Origin of the sequence: Pseudoalteromonas sp. M8 (assembly GCF_018141365.1) — a bacterium.
Lineage (GTDB): Bacteria > Pseudomonadota > Gammaproteobacteria > Enterobacterales > Alteromonadaceae > Pseudoalteromonas.
Window position 1 is genome coordinate 150,545 of the sequence record NZ_CP047240.1, and the last position, 20,344, is coordinate 170,888.

The window sequence follows — 20,344 nt, forward strand, 5'->3', positions numbered from 1 at the left end:
TGTATTTAGGTGAATGATACTGCATGTGAGGAAGTTGTATGTACATTATGCAATTTTGTATTTCTCAATTGTGTCCTGTGTGTTAATTGTGTTAATCGAGTTAATTTTTGTTTTGTTTTTTGTGTTGATCGGTTTCATTTTTTGGGTACTATGTACCTGATATTAATAAGTTGAGTCTAATGTTAAAGGGGCTACTTGATGCACTCTAATAGGCTAAATTTTCGTTTGTTACTGTTGATATGCAAGGAAGAAGTAAGGTGTTTTCTCGAGAGTCATTAGCATTAAGATTTGTTATTTTAGTATTTATTCCCCTCATTATAATCATCTCTTATTTTTACTTAGACGAGAGAGAAACTTTACCTCTGGATAATATCACATTAAGCGATAGCGCTTTGAGTAACAAAGTGAGTATCTCTAGAGATAAGTACGGAGTTCCAAATATAAGCGCGAAAAGTGATCATGATGCTTTTTTCGCTATGGGATATGTTCAAGCTCAAGATCGGCTTTGGCAAATGGAGTTACAGCGCCGATTAATTAAAGGTACTTTGAGTGAGGTCTTTGGAGCATCAACAATTGAGCGTGATAAATATATGCGTACTTTGGGGCTTGCTGATGCTGCAAAAGAGGCGCTAAAAAGTTTAGGGAAGCGGGAAAAAGGCATCTTAGTTGCCTTCTCTGAAGGAGTGAATGCGTATATCAGAGATTCTGAAAACCTACCAATTGAGTTTAGGGTTTTTGGTGTCGTTGCTTCAAATTGGTCTCCTGAAGATTCATTAATGGTAGGTAAGCTACTTTCTTACTCTCTGAGTTTTGCTGCTAATTATGAACGCGCCAGAGTACAAGCTGCCGCTAAATTACCAGTGGACTATTTACACTCAATCTATCCAGAGCTTAATGATCAGCAATCTTTATCAGAGGATATATCACGTGTCGCTAAATTGGATGAGACGTTAAGCCAGTTAGCGAGTATCGAAGAAGCTTTATTGCTAGAGCATGGGATTGGAGGCAAATTTGCCGGGAGTAACGCTTGGGTAATTTCTGGGGAGTTAAGTGCTTCGGGCGATGCGATGTTGGCGAATGATCCTCATCTCTCTTTCCAAATGCCTTCATTATGGTATCGAGCGTCTTTGTTAGGCGGCGAAGTAAACGCATCAGGTATGACCATTCCAGGATTGCCTGTAATTGTATTTGGACATAATGCTCATATTGCTTGGGGCGGTACTAACATGCCCGCGGATACGCAAGATTTGGTCATAGTGGACCTTAATCGAGGAGGGAATTCTGCAGGAGAGAAAATTGTTCAAAGGGTAGAGGAGATCGCGGTTAAGGCTGACTTCCCAGCTCAATTTAGAAAAGCCCCAGAGACTATAAAACATACGGTTGCACAATCAAAATATGGGCCTATTCTAGATTATAGTGCTGGCGCGTCTCATGGGTATGCACTGAGATGGACAGCTTTAAATGACAGTGATACTTCTATTTCTGCCTTGATCGACCTGAATTATGCTTCTAATTGGGAAGAGTTCAGGAATGCGCTCCAGCTTCTTATCACGCCGACAATCAATTTTGTTTATGCAGATCGCCTAGGCAATATAGGCCTCAATAGCGCGGGTAAAGTTCCGCTTCGCAAAAAACATTCTGGAGCCATACCTGTTAATCAGTATGAGTTTGAATGGACTGGGTACATTCCTTGGGAAAGTATGCCAACGGAATTCAACCCTAAAAAAGGCTATATCATTAATGCCAACCAAAAACATGTCTCTGAGGATTATCCTTACTTCATTTCTATGGACTGGGCTCCTTCATATAGAGCGGAACGTATAGCGTCTCTTATAGAAGGTGAGTTAAAGCGAGGACACAAACTTTCCATCGATACTTTCCGGAGTATTCAAGGTGATGTACTTGACTTAGGAGCGATAGATCTACTCAACCTTCTTAGAAATGACTATCCAAATCTGAAGCCTTTACTTGGTGAGCTACTACATTGGGATGGAGATTATAAATCTGACCCTGACGTTGGTGCTATATACCAAGTCATGATCAGAAATTTAAAAGTCAAATTATTCCATTCACAAAGTCTTGCTACACAATTTGGTGGCGGGCTAACCGCATCTAGTCTAACCGACAAACAGTTATTGCTCGCCTTACAAGACCATGAATTATGGTGTTCTGACACTTCAGAAAAATGTACAGATGAAATTAGGGATTCCTATCAAGCGACTTTAGTTGAACTTGAGCGTAAGTTTGGCGCTAGGCCGTGGTCATGGGGAGAGCTTGCGCCGAGAACTTTCGCGCATCAACCCTTTAGTGAAGCGGACTTTTCGAGACGAATTTTTGAGCGGCAGATCACTGGAGCTGGTTCATTAGATACCGTGAATGCCGCCGGTTATCGGTTTGATAGTGCTGATGGATATGAGCAGATATTTGGTGCTGGGTTTCGCCAAATTATGGTGTCGAGTAAGCAGGAAGGGTTTAAGTCTTGGTACATCAATTCAACGGGTCAGTCCGGCAATATCATGAGCCCACACTATGATGACATGATCGACTTATATGAAAGTAATCAATTAGTTACTGAAACACCGCAATAAATATAATAATTAATAAAAAGGAATTGTAATGAGGTTACTCTCCGAATTAGGAAAGACGGCGCCTAACTCTGTCTTTATTTCACTGTTGAGCGGCGCGATCGCAGGCCTTATCTACGCGTCGCTAGTTCCAGTTATTCTAATCGCAATTGAAGAGTTTAGCTATGTATTAGACGGCACCGCAGATTTTGTTGAGGTGCTGGGCGTGCAAATAGCACATCCAAATTTAGCGCTGTTATTTTTAGGTATTTGCGCTGCGATTTTTATTTTGCAATCAGTGTCAATGATTGCATTACAAAAGTCAGCATTAATGCTTGCGAGTAATATCCGAAAAAGATTGTTTGAAAAGATTCTAGGGGCTCCAATCGAGAACCTTGAGTCAGTTGGAACTTCTAAATTACTCGTTGTATTAAGTACAGATATCAGTCGAATTATGATGGGGGCGCAAGCAGTTCCTGGTCTGTTAGTCAGTTCAGTTATTTTGTTAGGTGTATTTTTATATATCTACTTTTTAAGTATGGGGGCATTTCTATTTTTATTGGTTTGTTTAGTTGTTTCAGTTATTACCTATCAAATTCCTATCATCTATTCCATGAGGTTTTTTAATAAATCAAGACAAGAAACAGATGAACTTCAAAAATCATTTCGCTCTTTACTAATGGGAGCGAAAGAGTTGAAAGTTAATAATGTTAAGCGAGAGTCATTTATTAAAAATGAGTTGCTTAAAGCTGAAAATGAAATGCGTGAAACACTTACTAAAACGTATAACTATACAATCTTTGCTGAAAACTATGGGATGCTATTAACCTATCTAATTATCGCCGTTTTGGTTTTCTCTTTTGTTAATTACTACTCGATTGGTCATGGTGAATTACTGGGTATAGTTATGGTTCTGCTATATATATCCGGCCCAATTCGATGGATATTGCAATCAATAGCTCCAATTTATAGAGCTAATGCGTCATATAATAAAGTAGATCTGATTCTTGCATCTTTGTCTAAGGAGGTAGAGAGTGAATTAACCCCGGTTAGTAACTGGGAAAAAGTAACTTTCGATAATACTTGCTTTTCTTATAAAAAATCTAATTTTGAAGTTGGCCCAATTTCTTTTAGTTGTAGACGCGGAGAAATAACTTTTATTGTTGGAGGAAATGGCTCGGGTAAATCAACCTTCTGTAAGGTCGCTACACTTCATTATAGGGCAACATCAGGAAATATTATCTTTGATGATGTGAAAGTTGATGAAAGCAATATTGATAGTTATCGCCAGTCAATAAGTGTTATCTATAGTGATTATCACTTATTTGAAAAGCTGCATGGAATTGATTTAGAAAATAGTGATGTTATAGATGAAATTAATTATTGGTTAGTGAAGCTTAACCTCGATGAGAAGGTGTTTTTAGAAGGAGATGGATTCTCTACTTTAGAACTTTCAGATGGTCAAAAAAGAAGGTTGGCATTAATAGCTAGTATTGTAGAAGATAAAGATTTTTATTTATTTGATGAATGGGCTGCAGATCAAGATCCTCAATTCAGAGAGATTTTTTACAAAGAAATCCTACCTATTTTAAAGTCAAGAAATAAGTTGATTATAGTTATAACTCATGATGATAGATATTATAACTTATCAGATCAGCTCGTTCATTTAGATAAAGGAGAGGTTCAGCTAAGTGCTTCAAGGTTAAATTATGGCGAGGCTAAGGCTGAAAAATCAAATTTTAAAAACTCAGAAAATAATAAGGATAACGCATATGAGGTTTGATTTTTCTCTAGCGCAGAAGGATGTTTACTTCGATCAGCTACATTGTATTGGTAATGCTAAATATAATATTGGTGGATATGTTGATATAAGCTCGGCAAATGTCACATCTTTATTAGAAGCAAGTGATCAGGTTATAGCAAGTAACCCTATGTTTAGTTTGACTATTGAGCATGAGCATGATGGTCCCAAAGCAAGATTTGATAACGCTTTACATATTAAGTCTACGGTGGTTGATTATAGAGACGCTATTGAACCGATTAAGTCAGCGCAGGAGCTTGTGAAAGAAATATTTTCTCAGCCCTTTGATCTTAAGGGAAGATGCCTCTACAAAACTTATATCATTCAACTGACAGATCAAAGGATCTGGTTTGTAGGTGTAGCGCATCATTTGCTGATTGATGGCTGGGGGTTTGCGCTATGGGCTGAGGCACTTTCAAAAGCTTATGAATCAAAAGAATATCAGGTTAATGAGCACGCGCAGCAAAACTATTTTGAACAAGACTCAGTATACTTGGAGTCAGAACGGTATCAGAAAGATAAGGAATTTTGGAAGTCTTACTTGCATTGTTCTAAAAGGAATATACTTATTCCAAATAGGAAATTGGAATCGAAAAGCTCAAGTGAGAGAGTTGTTTTTTCAGTAGCGCGAGATAAGTATGAAAGCTTATTTTCAAACAAAGGGTTTCTAGCTAAGTCCCCTGGTACTGTATTTTTGTCTCTTGTTTTTATAATGTTCTCTAGACTATATAGAGAGCGTAATTTTAATGTAGGGTTACCAGCTCACAATCGAAAATCAGCGAAACAAAAGAATGATATAGCTCTATATACAAGTGTTAGCCCTATATCGCTAGCTTATACATCAGACACCTCATTTGATCAGTTTCTTAGCTATGTAGCTTCTGAGCAAAAAAAAATATATCGACATCAGAAATACCCAATTGGTCATATTGTTTCTGATATGGGCCCTGAAGCAAGAAGTGGTCTCTATGATGTGTGTGTGAACTTCTTAAAATTAAATAATAGTTGTCGCTTTGCTAAAGCGCATGCATCTTACCATTATATCGAAAACCCTTTCCAAACTACTCCTTTTAACTTAACCATTTGGGACAATGGAGAAGTGCAGCCTGTTGAACTACAGGTGGATTATCACATGGGGTACTTTTCAAAAGAGGAAATTGCACAGCTTTTAGAAATACTTTTTTCTCTTCTAGAACAAGTTTCAAATAATCCAGAGGTAAAACTCTCTGAATTAATGCTTACATCTGAGAAAAATAAATCGTTATCTCTGTCCGACACTGGACTTGATGAGGAAATACAACCATTTATTACCTTATTTTTGGAGCAAGTGCGGAAATCTCCGAATACCGTAGCTGTGTCGTGTCAAAACAGAGAACTTACTTATGAAGCCTTAGATCTTTCTTCAACGCGGCTTGCATTGAGATTCAAGGAAATCGGGGTCAAAGCCGGTGATCTCGTAGGGCTAATGCTTCATCGCTCAGAAAGAATGGTGGAAGCGATTGTAGCGCTGAGTAAAATTGGAGCTGGTTTTGTGCCGATGGATCCGAGCTATCCAGTTAGCCGCCTAAAGCATATGGCACATGACAGTAATATTTCATTGCTTGTCATCGATAGTGATTTCTCTGAGTTAGCATTTGAGCTAACAGATAAGATTTATATTGTAGAGTCACTTTGTGAAAATACCGCTGTTGAAATTGGCTCGACTACCGTAGCCAAAAACGATAGCACTGCTTATGTTATATATACCTCGGGCTCTACAGGTACGCCAAAAGGCGTTGAAATTTCGAATCTATCTTTAGCTAACTTTTTGCTCTCAATGAGGAAAAAACCAGGAATCAGCCATGGAGATAGATTATTAGCCGTCACTCCATTTAGTTTTGATATATCTATTTTAGAACTATTACTTCCGTTAATAAGTGGAGCGACGGTCAAAGTATTTCCTTCACGTATAACCCATGATCTGCAAGGTTTGGTTGATGAAATTAACAAACCTGATACCAGCATCGTACAGATGACTCCTAGCGCATGGAAGTTGGTATTAGCTTCTGGCTGGCAAGGTAAACCTAGCTTAAAGGCGCTTGTGGGAGGAGAAGCTCTGCCACAGCATTTAGCAACTGAGCTAACAAGCAAGGTTGATGCGCTTTGGAATATGTATGGGCCAACTGAAACAACAATTTGGTCAAGCTGTATCCGAGTGGAAGAGAGTTGGAGTGTAAATTCAATAGGCCATCCAATCGCTAATACACAGATGGCAATTCTAGATAGCCAGCATAGCTTCATGCCTGTGGGTTGGACGGGTGAGTTATACATCAGTGGTAAGGGGTTGGCAAAAGGCTACTTTAATCAACCTGAGCTAACTGCTAGTCGCTTCATTAGTTGTAATGGAGAGCGTTGGTATAATACGGGAGATTTAGCGAAAATACAGGCAGATGGTAGTGTTGAATTTGTAGGACGAATAGATACTCAAGTTAAATTCCAAGGGTACAGAATAGAACTAGGTGAAATAGAGTCAATACTGAAAAAGTTACCGAATATCTCTGACGCAGTTGTTCTAATCAAGACATCTGACTCTGGTCATCAGTGTTTATGTGCTTACTATATCTCTGAAAATGATGAGTTATCCTCTGAACATTTGAGAGCTGCCGCTTCTGAATACCTTCCATTACATATGCTTCCAAGCCATTGGCAAGCACTTAAAGCGTTTCCTTTAACACCAAGTGGCAAACTAGATAGTAAGTCGCTTTCACTACCTTCGAGTTTTGCACAGGTAAGCACAACTGAAAATGAAGATCGTTTGATACAGGAGCTGGCAGCCGTTATTTGCCATCACCTTCAGATACCTCACCTTGATGCAGAGACAAACTTTTTTGATGCAGGAGCAAGATCCCAAGAAATGGTTGAGCTTGTGCCAAAGTTGAATGAAGCATTGAGTTTGTCACTAACTGTTGTCGATATGTTTAGTTATCCCTCACTTAACGCGCTGGCTCAAGTCATTGATGCCTCTGCGACCCGCAACTCCGAGGCAAAAAGCCGAACAGAGCAACTTCAATCAGGCAAATCAAGGCTTCAAAGAAGATTGAATACAAGGAAACAAGTCAATGAGTACTAATCAAAATTATCATGGTGCTGAAATCGCAGTCATAGGTATGTCTTCGCGATTCCCCAAAGTGAACTCGACACAAGAGTTTTGGCAATTGTTGCGAGAAGGCCGGTGTGGATTGTCAACATTCTCTTCTGAAGAGTTAGAGCGTGCAGGTGTGGATAGTGAGCTGATATCGCAAGACTCTTATGTTCCAGTTAAGGGGGTTGTGGAAAATGCGATGGCCTTCGACGCAGAGTTTTTTGGATATAGTGAGCGTGAAGCTATTTTAATGGATCCTCAATTGAGGCTCTATCATGAGACTGCTTGGCAAGCTCTTGAAGATGCTGGTTGTGGGAGAGAGACGTTAAATGAGAGGTTGCTGGGCGTTTTTGGTGGAGCTTCAGCAAACCCATTATGGACAGCTCAATTTAGCCAAGCCGCTTCTGAAGGTGGTGCACAAGCTTACGAGATAATTAATCTCGTTAGTCGAGACTTTTTTAATACTCGTTTGGCATACAAGTTCAATCTAAATGGCCCTGCTGTGACTGTACAGTCAGCTTGTTCAACAGGCTTAGTTGCAATTCACCAAGCTTGTCAAAGTCTGTTAAGTGGGGATAGTGATATTGCGTTAGCTGGAGCTGTTTCATTATCTACCAACCCAGCTTTAGTTGAACCAGATATACAAGGATATGTTTATCAAGAGGGAATGATCCTCGCTCCTGATGGTCAATGTAGGCCATTCGATGAAAGTGCTCAGGGGACGGTCTTGAGTGATGGAGTCGGGTTTGTCGTTTTAAAGCGACTACATGATGCAATTACCGATGGTGATCAAATTCATGCTGTTATTAAAGGTTCAGCAATTAATAACGATGGTAATAATAAAGTAGGATATACCGCACCAAGTGTTGCAGGCCAGCGAGATGTGTTAAGTACAGCACTACAGATTGCTGGTGTTGAGCCACAAGGCATCGGTTACATTGAAACTCATGGAACAGGAACAAAGCTGGGAGACCCTATAGAGGTGCAGGCTTTGAACCAAGTATATGGCGTTAATAGATCAACGCCTTGTTTAATTGGCTCAGTAAAAAGCAACTTTGGCCATTTAGATACCGCAGCAGGTATCGCTGGGTTTATTAAGGCGGTACTCGCTATAAAGCATGGCGGGATTCCAGCAAGCTTGCATTACAAGGATGCAAATCAGAAGTGCCAGTTTTCTGAATCTGGGCTAATGGTATCGGATCACTTCCAGCAATGGCCATCAGCAGGGGTAAAACGTGCCGGCGTCAGCTCGTTTGGGATTGGTGGAACAAACGCGCATATTATTTTAGAAGAGTATCGAAAACCCGCAATGGAATCAGTGCAACAAAGTGCTGCCTTTATTCCTGTTACTGGTCATTCTAAAGAGAGTCTACAACGTAACTTAGCCGCAATGCAGAGCTGGTTGCGGTCAAATACTAACGATTCACTATCTGCTGCTTATACTATGTTATTTAAGCGTTCAAAGCAGAGTATTAAGTCTGCACTTGTTCATGATGCCGACAATCAATACATAGCGACAGCGTTTAATAAGGAGCTGCACCCTGAATCACTGGTATTCATGTTTAGTGGTCAAGGCTCTCAATACTCTAAGATGGCACAATGGCTATATAAGAATGATACAAAATTTAGAGAAGTAGCAGAGTTATGCTCTACACACATAGATGAGCTCACAGGTGTTAATGTATGCGAATTACTTTGGGGAAATACTGAGCAGATAGCAAGTGACGAACAGTTACGAGCAACAAAACTTGCGCAACTTACACTGTTCACCGTTGAGTTTGCAATTGCTCAAAGTCTAATTGATAAAGGGTATCGGCCTAGTGCGTTAATTGGGCATAGTCTTGGTGAGTATGTTGCTGCGACAGTTGCTGGGGTATTCAGCCTTCAAGACGCGATAAAGGTGATTAGCGCTAGAGCCCAAATTATGTCTCGTGCTACGCCGGGGAAAATGATTGCAGTGAACGGCAGTTGGACTCAGTTTGACACCTCAAAGTGGTCGAATGTATCAATTGCGACTATTAATTCTGAAAAGAACTATGTTGTTGCTGGAGCAGTCCAGGATATTGAGATATTTATTTCAGATGCACGAAGCAATGGATTAGAAACTACAGAGCTCAATACATCAAGTGCATTTCACTCTTCATTAATGGATCCACTGTTAAGTGACTTTGAAGCTGAGTTCAAAGGGATTCAACTGAATACTCCCAATATGCCGATTATCTCAAATGTGACAGGTGATTGGGCAGGTGAGCAGGAACTATGTGATGTCTCTTATTGGGTTAAGCACTTGCGTCATACGGTTCAATTTCACAAAGGTATCAGCACGCTGTTGTCAGGACCAAGTCGAGCTTTTGTTGAAGTTGGTCCAGGTAATACGCTAGCCAACATTGTGTCACGCCATGGGCAATTAGAAAGTCAGAGTTTAGTCCTGCATACCACCCGCGCAAAAAGAAACGAAAAGAATGAACATACAGCATTCAATAAGTGTTTAGGGCAGCTTTATACGCTTGATATTGAACCTGATTGGAGCAGGGTACTTCAAGGTTTTAACAAGATCGCCGACCTTCCTCCTTATCAATTTGATAGCAAAGTTTATAAAACTCAGTTTTCAGGTTTTAGAGAAACGGCAGAAGAGGATGTTGAAGGATTTTATAAGCAACAGTGGAGTAAACAAGCGCTATCACTCCTATCACAGGATAGTGACAATAAAGGTAATATACTCGTTCTCGATGATAACAGTCATTTTTCCCAAAATATTATCAAGCAGTTAGAGTTGGAAACAGCAAGCACAATAACGACTGTTAGGGTTGGAGAAGTATTTAAGCGAGAGGATGAAAACCGCTACATTATGAGAGCGGAAATATTTGAAGATTATGAAAAGCTAGTTGCGGAATTAACGCGGTTAGTGACATTACCGACAAAAATTATCTCATTTTGGCCAAGTTTAAGCACTATTGACAACTATCATAGCATCCTCACATATCTCCATTTAGCAAGAGCATTCTCAAATGTCTCTTACCAAGATGAGATGAGTTGGTTTGCGATAACAACAGAAGCTTGTAACGTTACAGGTATAGAGTTGCTTAAACCCGAACAAGGGCTGGTGTACGGCACACTGAAAGTAATTTCTCAAGAGCATCAGAACATCTCAGCGCATCAAATTGACTTTGATAGTTCAAGTTTTAGTCAGTCTCAGTTACTTCCAATAATACGTTCTAAAAAATTGTCCACTGTAAGTGCGGTGCGAGGCAGAAATCTTTGGCAACCAGAGTTTCTAAAAATTGGCAAGGAGCTAGAAAAGAGCAGTTCACCTGTAGTTATTCGTGATAATGCGACTTATGTAATTACAGGTGGATTCGGAGGTGCAGGACAAGAACTTGCTCGTTATTTAGCGTCAACATATAAAGCAAACTTAGTGTTAGTGAGTCGAACAGACCGTTCATCTTCTCCTCTTATTGCTGAATTGAACTCCTATGGTGCCAATGTAACTTGCCTTGAGGCGGATGTAAGTACACCGCGATCAGCTCAAATAATCTGGGACAAAGCCGTCACTGAGTTTGGCCAAGTTAGCGGTGTATTTCACCTAGCGGGACTGCCAGGTGAAACGATGGTGATGAACCAAACAAATGAAATTGTGCATAAGGTACTAGCTGCAAAGCTGGGAACTGCCAACGCTTGGGTTGATATTTGCGAGCGTGAAGAGATGGAGTTCGTCGTACTATTTTCTTCGGTTACGGGGATTTTAGGTGGCATGGGTCAAAGTGACTATAGCTCAGCCAATGCTGGTTTGGATTGTATAGCAGAAGCAGCTCACAGTAGAGGTATAGATAGAGTTTTCAGTATTCGCTGGGATGCTTGGAAAGAAGCTGGAATGGCTGTAGAGGCATTAAATGGCAGAAGACGGATTACAGCGCATCAAACTCATCCACTGTTGGGCGATCAAATTATCAATGAGTCAGGCCAGACAGTCTACTGTAAGCAATTTCATACAGAGAGGGATTGGCCGCTTGCTGAGCATTGGGTTATGGGTTTACCAACGATTCCTGGTGCAACCTATTTGGAGATGGCTGCAGCTGCATTTCAGCATTCAACCCCTTCAAAGCACATCACTTTAAAAGACGTATACTTTTTATCTGGTGCAGCCCTATCTGCAGGAGATTGGTCTGATTTATATACCAACCTAACAGTCGATGGCAATGGTACTCAATTCGAAATTACGAGTTATCAGCCGAGTAATGAGTTGTACCAAATTCATGCGAAAGGGCAGGTAAGTGGAGTTTCGAGCGCGCAGCCAGAAAGCATGTCGATTAATGAGCTAATTAATTCAATTCAAGGAAGAGTATTCGACAATGTTTCTGGTGCTGCAGACCTTGGGGCTCAAGCTCTTGGTGTGAGCCGAAATGCAGAGCAGCACGATCAGTTGATGAAGTATGGTGAGAGATGGAACTGTTTTGAAAAGGTGTGGATCGGCGAGCGCTCAGGCCTAGCTAAAATGCACTTACCTGCACAGTTCGATACTGATATTAATGACTACAGTTTACATCCTGCCTTACTGGATTGCGCAACCTCTTATCTGAGAGCTTTTATTGATGGTGGCGTCTATATACCAATTAACTATGCAAAGCTTACCCAATATTCGAAGCTAGAAGGTCAGTTTTATAGTTTTGTCGAGTTGCAGAGTCAGGACAGCAAATCGGGAGTCATGAGCTTTGATATTTGTTTACTCAGCTTAACAGGAGAGCAGCTAGTAACTATTTCAAATTTCACGATGAAGAAAATTGAAACAGACTTAGCTAGCTCTTCAAGTAAGGTAAGCAATATACCTCTTAGTGAATTTGTATATAAACATAAAGCGATGCCTGCAGGCATTGATAATAGTACTGCAATGAGTGTTATCGAACAGACATTAGCTCACCGTCAGCCAGTAACTTTGTATGCAGCATCGGATTTTATAAAGCGCTATGAAAACTCCGCAGATGGTGACACTGGTTTATTCGACCTGAATGACGCGTTACCACAACAAACACGACCTAGACCTGATTTGGAAGTGGATTTTGTTGCAGCAAAAACTCCCACTCAAAAATCATTAGTGTCAATTTGGGAGCAAATGCTTGGATTAGAAAAAGTAGGGATTCAAGACGACTTCTTTGAGCTTGGTGGGGACTCTCTCGTTTTGATGCAGATCCATAAAAAAGTACAACAAACATTTGATGAAAAAATAGCGGTTGTTGAACTGTATAACTATCCGACAATTCAAAAACTCGCCGAATATATAGACTCTTCATCTAACGAAGATGACGATACTTTATCTCAGGTTTCTTCTCGAGTTGAGAAGAAAAAAGCAGCAGCCCTTCGCCGCAGAAAAAAACAACAAAAGGACTAACAGAAAATGAAATCAACAGAAGAATTAAAAGAATATTATCAGGATGACATTGCCGTTATTTCAATGGCTGGTCGCTTCCCCGGTGCAAACAGTGTCGAAGAGTTTTGGCATAACCTTGAAAATGGTGTCGAGTCAGTCAGGTTTTTTAGTCAAGAAGAGCTATTGAACTTAGGGGTTGATCCTGCACTTTTAGAAAACCCGAACTTTGTTGGTGCTGAGGGGGTACTTGAAGGCGTTGAGAATTTTGATGCTGAATTCTTTGGTTTCTCGCCTAGAGAAGCTGAATTGTTAGACCCACAGCATCGGATCTTCCTTGAGGTAATTTGGGAGCTGTTAGAAAGAGCGGGTTATGGTGCTGAAGAAGGCGACAACATCATTGGTGTTTATAGTGGAGCCGGTGCTAGTTCCTATCTGTCGAGAAACTTATTATCACACCAAGACTATGTAAGGGACGTTGGGACCTTTAAAGTCTCTCTCTCAACGGGACAAGACTTTGTCTCGACAAGAGCAAGCTACAAGCTTGGCTTATCTGGACCTAGTATCAATATTAATACTTTATGTTCGTCTTCAGCTGTTGCTGTTCACTATGCGAGGGAAGCGTTGCTTGCATATCAATGTGACATTGCGGTAGCTGGAGGAGTTACAATATCAAACTCAAGAGAAGATGCTTTATTTTACCAAGAGGGCGGCATAGGGTCCTTTGATGGTCACTGTAGAGCCTTCGATGCGAGGGCTGCCGGTACAGTTGCTGGGAATGGTATTGCGCTTGTTGCTTTGAAACGCATGGAAGATGCACTAGAAGATGGCGATCAGATCCTTGGCGTACTAAAGAGCAGTGCAATTAATAACGATGGCGGGGACAAAGCAAGTTATACCGCGCCAAGCCCTGAAGGGCAATCGAGGTGTATTACAGAAGCTCTTGAAAGCGCAGAGATAGATCCTGCGACGATTAGCTATATAGAAGCACATGGAACAGGTACTAACTTGGGGGATCCGATAGAAGTATCTGGTTTGACTAGAGCATTTCAACGCTATACGGATAAAAAGCAATTCTGTGGCATTGGTTCTGTGAAAACAAATATTGGGCACCTCGTATCAGCGGGGGGAGTTGCCAGTATGATAAAGACGTTGAAGGGGATGGAGCATCACAAGATACCTGCAAGTCTAAACTTTGAACAACCTAATCCAAAAATTGATTTTGCTAATAGCCCATTTTTCGTTGTTGATAAAACGATCCCGTGGGAACCAAGTGCAGGTGACAAGTTAAGAGCTGGTATTAGTTCATTTGGCATTGGTGGAACGAATGCACATTTAATCGTAGAAGAAGCGCCTGAGTTACCTAAGTCTGATTCAGCTAGTGGACTTCATCTAATCGTGTTGTCTGCAAAAACAGCATCCTCATTAGTAAAAACGAAAGAAAACCTGCTTGAGCACTTGAAGTGCTGCCCAGAGCTAAATATTGCTGACGTTGCTTACACGTTACAAGTCGGTAGGAGAAATTTTAAACACAAGTTTGTCACTGTTGTCAGTTCAATAGATGAATTAAAGAATAAGCTGACAGGAGACGACAAGCGATTCACGATCCATAGTGCCCAGAACAAAACAGAGCGAGATATTTGTTTTATGTTCCCCGGTCAAGGTAGTCAGTATGTCGGTATGGCGAAAGCTTTATATGAAAATGAAGCTGAGTTCAAAAAGCATTTAGATCAGTGCTTTGAATTAATACACACGCATTGCTCTTTGTCCTTAAAAGAACTTTTGTTTTGTGAGAATTCAACTGCTGCCAGTACACAACTTAAACAAACTCAGAATGCTCAATTAAGTTTATTTAGTGTTAGTTATGCACTAGCTAAACTGCTAATAAGTTGGGATGTAAAACCACAAAGCATGATTGGTCACAGTATCGGTGAGTATGTTGCAGCGTGTTTGTCCGGTGTATTTACTCTGGAAAATGCAATAAGACTCGTTGCAAAGCGTGGTGAGCTCATGGCGGGTATGCCACATGGCAAAATGTTGTCGATTCCAATCGCTGCAAGTGAAGTGTCTAACTGGGTAAGAGAGGGAGTTTGGCATTGCGTTCAAAATAGCGAACATTCACAGGTTTTGGGAGGGCAGCCTGAAGCAGTTGACGCTTTATTAGCTGAACTAAATGCAGCAGGAATTGAAGCTTCTCTGCTACATACATCTCATGCGTTTCACAGCGGGATGATGGCTGCTGCACTTCAGCCATTCATAGAGTTTGCAAGCACAATACCGATGAATAAACCAACTATCCCGTTTATCTCAAATGTATCGGGTGATTGGGCTGAGGAAGAAGTTTGCAGCCCAGAATATTGGGCTAAACACCTGCGTCAAACTGTGAAATTTAATGATGGCTTAGAGACATTATGGTCTGAGGATACTAGCCGTGTGTACGTTGAAGTTGGCCCAGGGACTACCTTACGATCATTTATAAAGACGTTGAGCAATAACCAAGCTCATGTTGCAAGTACATTACCTAAACCTGCAGAGCAAGAGTTGACACTGGAAAGTATCGCATTTACGCGTGCTGAAATATGGGCAGCGGGGATCACACTACCTTTTGAAGAGTATTATTCTACGCAAAAGCGCCACAGAGTTCGTCTTCCTACCTATGCATTTGAGCCAAAAAGATATTGGATTGAACCTGCAGCAACAGGTAAGCAGTTATTTAAACCTGATTTAATTTTAACGAAAGATTCTGATATGCCCAGCACCACAAAACCGCTTGTAGAGGGGGCATTACGTTGGGAGTTAAAAGCGGTTGAACAACATACGACGTTGTCAGACGCACAATTGGCAGCTATCAAGGCGATGCAACAAGGTGTTACAGAGCAGCTTGCGACTATTCTTGGTAGTAGTATGGATGTCAAAGGTGAAGGCTTAGAGTTAAAGTTTGCAAATATAGAGTCTCAAATTGATGGTAGTAGTGATGACCTTGCATTGGCTTCCAATCATAGCCGTCCAAGTTTTGCGCCTGATTATGTTGAACCAAGAACGGAGCTTGAATCACTACTAGCGCAGCAATGGCAAGAAGTTTTGGGGTATAGCCCAGTTGGAATAGAAGATAATTTCTTTGAAATGGGTGGGCATAGCTTAATGGCGGCTGCCTTAGTAACCAAAATGCGCAAGCAGTTTGAATTTGAGATACCACTTCAGGAATTATTGCAATTACCAACTATTTCTGCACTTTCCGAATTAATTGAAACTCGGATGTGGTTACTTGAGCAAGAAAATAGTGAGGCCGATACGACTGAACCTGTTGAGGTGCTTGAACTATGAATGTTGAGGCACTTTTACAAGAGCTTCGGGCTCATCACGTTAAATTAAATATCAAAGGTGACAAGCTGGTTTGTGAATTACCAAAAACGGGAATTCCTGATAGCCTGAAGACGACACTGATAAGTAATAAAGAAGCGTTGAAGTCGTTTTTAAATAAGCTTTATAAAGATAATAAGAAACGCCACACGATTCAAAAGGTCGATAAAGCTTGTGAAATACCACTGTCATTTTCACAGCAAAGCTTGTACTTAGCGCAAAAGTTTGCGTCAGGCAACGAGTATTACAACAGTCACTTCTTATTCGATATTAGTGGTGAGATTGATTTTTCCTGCTTTCAACTTGCTGTGCGCAAGTTGATAGAGCGGCATGAAATATTGCGGACTTGTTATGGCGAAAATTTAGGAATGCCGTTTCAGTTTGTGATGCCAATGGAAAGTATCGACATGACAAAAATCTGCGAGCTTGTTTCCGTGGTTCATAAAAACGATGAAGAAATAGAAGCGCAGATCAGAACAAGTATAAATATCTATTTTGATTTGGAACGTGATGCTCCTATCAGAGTTAAATTATTTAGAACGAAAGAAAGATATTTAGTGTTGTTTGTTATACACCACATCGCAACAGATGGATTTTCCGGTGGTGTTTGTAGTAAAGAGCTATGTCAATTGTATCTTCATGCGGTTGAGAAATCAGATGAGAGTTTGGCTCCATTAGATATTCAGTATGCAGATTATGCATTTTGGCAGCGTTCCCCTGAATGGATGGAAATGCAAAATGAAGGGATTGAATATTGGCTTGAAAGGCTAGAGGGTGCGCCAAAAGTAAATCAACTTCCATATGATTTTCCACGCCCACGTCAGTTGGATTATAGCGGTAGGACACAGCAGTTTAAGCTTGATTCCCTGAGGCTGGCTAAACTGAAAAAACTTGCTGCACGAGAAGAGACAACCTTGTTCATGCTGTTACATGGCCTGCTTGGTGTGCTAATCGCTAAAGTGAGTGGTCAATACGACAACACTATAGGTGCACCCATTGCAAATAGGCTGAATCCTCAGCTGGAGTCATTAATAGGCTTTTTTGTTAATACCTTACCAACAAGAGTACAAATTGATGCTAAACAAAGCTTAATTGATATTCTTCGACAGAATAAAACGAATCTATTGAATGACTTTTCGCATCAAGAAGTGCCAATCGATGTGCTTATTTCTGAGAGGGCGGGAGAGCGCTTGGTAGGCGGTTCAAATCTATTTCAGGTGCTATTTGTGATGCAAAACACGCCTGAGATGATGCTTGAGTTCGCTGACACAAAAATGGAGCTGAAAAACTTTGATGCCCATACTGTGCGATTTGATATAGAGCTTCACATCACGGAGCTTAATGATGAGCTCAATATTAGTTGGATGTATGCAACAGCACTTTTTAAAGAAGAAACGATTAAGAGTTTGCATGACAGCTTCATACTGCTCATTGATACCTTTTTAAATAATCCCGAAATAAATTGTTCAGATTTCTCGATAGTTAATAAGAAGCAACAAATACAGCTAGAGAAATTACAGACGAAAGAAGCGGTTCCTCTTGCTGGTGCCTCTGTGCAAGAAGCATTTGAGAGCACGGCTAGAGATTACCCAGAGAGTATCGCGTTAGTTGATAAAGAAGAGACAATTAGCTATGGCAGTTTAAACGCGCAAGCGAATAAATTAGCCCATTACTTAATTGAGACTGAGAATGTTAAACCTGGTGATTTAGTGGCATTTTTAGTTCCGAGGGGCATAGATCAAATCATAACGTTGATGGCCATATTGAAAGCGGGTGCAGGCTATATTCCAATCGACGAAGCATTACCTTTAGAGCGTATTGATCAGATATTACAAAATTACCCAAATAGCTTGTTGATATATGGAGACTGCTCTCAGGCGTGCATCAGTGAGCACAATAATAAAAGGCAACTGTCATCGCTAATTTTGAGTAATTACCCAGTTACTAATCCGGTGCTCGAAGTGGGGCTACTAGAGTCGCCCTGCTATGTTTTACACACCTCAGGCTCTACAGGTAAGCCAAAAGCGGTACAGATGTCACATAAAGCGCTGTTGAATTTGATTGTGACCATTGGGGTTGCTCAACCTCTTTTAACGAAACAGCCTACTTGGTTGCAATACGCATCAATCGGTTTTGATATGAGCTTTACTGATATTTTTATGGCACTTAGTAACCATGGTAAGTTGGTATTAACTCGTCGAGAGTGTATGAGTGACCTGGACTATCTTAGTAAAACGATTGTGGATCATGATGTCAGCGTTTTAAATTTGCCACACTCAATGCTGCACATTTTATTGAGTTATTGGGTAGAAAGTCACGTCAATCCAGCGCAACTGAATTGTGTGATATCTACGGCTGAGCAACTAAAAATAACTCCAGCGATCAGAAAGTTCTTTTCACGCAATAATCGAATACAACTTGTTAATCATTATGGTCCTACAGAGACACACGTTGTGACTGCATTAAATCTCTCAAAAGTACCAGAGACTTGGGCTGATATACCTAATATTGGGTCGCCAATAGCGAATGTGAGCTGCTTGGTACTTGACGAGTTTGGCTATCAAGTACCTGTAGGCGCTATGGGGGAGTTGTATATCACAGGTGCATGTTTGGCCGATCAGTATCTCGGAGAGCCTGAGCTGACGAAGGAAAAGTTTACTGAGCTACCTCATTATCCTCATTTGGGTGAGCGATTTTATCGTACGGGAGATTTGGTTCGTTGGACGTCAAATGGCAACTTAGAGTATTTAGGTAGAAGCGACCAACAGGTGAAACTGAGAGGCTTCCGAGTTGAACTAAGTGAAGTGGAGACTACCTTAGCATTGCATCCAGACGTAGATATGGCATCCGTAAAGTGTGATGAATTCAACGGAGATAGCAAGCTAATTGCTTACTTTACTGTAAAGGGAAGAACACCTTCACAAACTGAGCTAAATGAATTTTTGCTTTCCAAGCTACCTTACTACATGTGTCCAAGCTTATTTATCGAAGTCACTTCATTTACATTTAATATCAACGGAAAAGTAGACAAAAATGCGTTGCCTAAGGCTGATTTCTCGGTACTAGAAAGTCACTATAGTGAACCTGAAACTCCGACAGAGTACCGCCTTCAAGGTGCGTGGCAATCATTGCTCAATGTTGAAAAAGTAGGCCGTAATGATAACTTTTTTAACTTAGGTGGGCACTCGTTACTTGCATCACAACTCTCTGCTGGGATCCAGCAAGAAACCGGCATAAAACTATCAGTAAAAACGATTATGGAAGCCCCTATTTTGAGGGAGCAAGCGCGCTTATTCGATGAGCTAAATTATTTGCAGAATGTTGAGAGCCTAAAGGCTGGACAAACAATCAAGGAGGAGGGGGTGCTATGAAAGAACTTAAACTATCACTAGAAAATTATCTACATGAAGGCGTGGTTAAGTTAGAGGGCGTGTTTTCTCAAAACGATATTGAGACCTTAGAAATGCACCTTCGAGATCATATTGGTGTTGAAAAACGGGGGGTTGTCTATGAGCAAGATGGAGTTACGGTACGCGGCATTCATGGTATTCACTTGTACCATGAGTTTTTCTCCACATTAGTAAAACAGGAAAAATTACTTGGTATCGTTCGGAAAACCCTAGGTGACAACTGCTATGTGCATCAATCCAAAGTAAATGTTAAGAAAAAAGGGGTTGGAGAATTCTGGCCATGGCATCAAGATTTTGTGTTTTGGCATAATAATGACCATATAGAGAAAGAAGAACTAGTCAATATCGCCATATTTCTCGATGATGTGGACTTTATTTCTGGTCCTTTGTGGTTTATTCCAAACTCGCATACGCAAGGGAACCTCTGCCAAAATATAACGCTTGAAGCTCAGCCTGATAAATCATGGTCGAATGATGTGGCTTCAGCGCTTACTTTCCAAGTGCCAATTGAAGAAGTTGACAAGCAAATTCAGATGAATGGTGTTGCTCCCGCAATAGGTAAAAAAGGCGATGTCATCGTTTTCCATCCACAAACTATTCATGGTAGCCCTAATAACTTAGGGCCAACGGATAGACGATTGCTTATTCTGACCTACAACAAAGTGAGTAACGTAAGCAAGTCTCTTTCAAGCCGGCCTGAGTTTTTGTGCTCACCAGTCACTTATTAAG

At 40.8% G+C, this 20,344-nt stretch carries 7 protein-coding genes; all 7 read left to right on the forward strand.

All coding sequences use genetic code 11. The features are described from left to right. Window positions 1-257 precede the first annotated feature (257 nt). The 7 genes from GSF13_RS05920 to GSF13_RS05950 are packed head-to-tail and all read left to right on the forward strand — an operon-like array spanning window position 258 to window position 20,343. On the forward strand, window positions 258-2,588 hold the full coding sequence (locus GSF13_RS05920; protein WP_211867491.1) for a penicillin acylase family protein: 2,331 nt from the start codon (window positions 258-260) through the stop codon (window positions 2,586-2,588). Window positions 2,589-2,616: 28 nt separating this feature from the next. Then, window positions 2,617-4,347, forward strand: a complete 1,731-nt coding sequence (locus tag GSF13_RS05925) for a cyclic peptide export ABC transporter (RefSeq protein WP_010604331.1) — start codon at window positions 2,617-2,619, stop codon at window positions 4,345-4,347. After that, window positions 4,337-7,474, forward strand: coding sequence for a non-ribosomal peptide synthetase (locus GSF13_RS05930; protein WP_174171039.1), 3,138 nt, complete (start codon window positions 4,337-4,339; stop codon window positions 7,472-7,474). The genes GSF13_RS05925 and GSF13_RS05930 overlap by 11 nt, the downstream gene beginning before the upstream one ends. Next, window positions 7,464-12,869, forward strand: coding sequence for a type I polyketide synthase (locus tag GSF13_RS05935; RefSeq protein WP_211867493.1), 5,406 nt, complete (start codon window positions 7,464-7,466; stop codon window positions 12,867-12,869). The genes GSF13_RS05930 and GSF13_RS05935 overlap by 11 nt, the downstream gene beginning before the upstream one ends. Window positions 12,870-12,875: 6 nt before the next feature. Continuing rightward, window positions 12,876-16,169 carry a type I polyketide synthase gene (locus tag GSF13_RS05940; protein ID WP_206472328.1) on the forward strand — a complete coding sequence of 1,098 codons (3,294 nt, stop codon included), beginning with the start codon at window positions 12,876-12,878 and terminating at the stop codon, window positions 16,167-16,169. After that, entirely contained in the window at window positions 16,166-19,576 is a 3,411-nt protein-coding gene (locus tag GSF13_RS05945) for a non-ribosomal peptide synthetase (RefSeq protein WP_211867495.1), read from the forward strand. The genes GSF13_RS05940 and GSF13_RS05945 overlap by 4 nt, the downstream gene beginning before the upstream one ends. Further along, window positions 19,573-20,343: a phytanoyl-CoA dioxygenase family protein gene (locus tag GSF13_RS05950; RefSeq protein WP_010604336.1), complete on the forward strand. Its 771-nt coding sequence runs from the start codon at window positions 19,573-19,575 to the stop codon at window positions 20,341-20,343. The genes GSF13_RS05945 and GSF13_RS05950 overlap by 4 nt, the downstream gene beginning before the upstream one ends. Window position 20,344 lies beyond the last annotated feature (1 nt).

What these genes read in the sequence shown, in the direction of transcription:
- GSF13_RS05935 (WP_211867493.1), top strand. Translation starts at nt 7,464, where the DNA reads ATGAGTACTAATCAAAATTATCATGGTGCTGAAATCGCAGTCATAGGT.
- GSF13_RS05930 (WP_174171039.1), top strand. Translation starts at nt 4,337, where the DNA reads ATGAGGTTTGATTTTTCTCTAGCGCAGAAGGATGTTTACTTCGATCAG.
- GSF13_RS05945 (WP_211867495.1), top strand. Translation starts at nt 16,166, where the DNA reads ATGAATGTTGAGGCACTTTTACAAGAGCTTCGGGCTCATCACGTTAAA.
- GSF13_RS05950 (WP_010604336.1), top strand. Translation starts at nt 19,573, where the DNA reads ATGAAAGAACTTAAACTATCACTAGAAAATTATCTACATGAAGGCGTG.
- GSF13_RS05940 (WP_206472328.1), top strand. Translation starts at nt 12,876, where the DNA reads ATGAAATCAACAGAAGAATTAAAAGAATATTATCAGGATGACATTGCC.
- GSF13_RS05925 (WP_010604331.1), top strand. Translation starts at nt 2,617, where the DNA reads ATGAGGTTACTCTCCGAATTAGGAAAGACGGCGCCTAACTCTGTCTTT.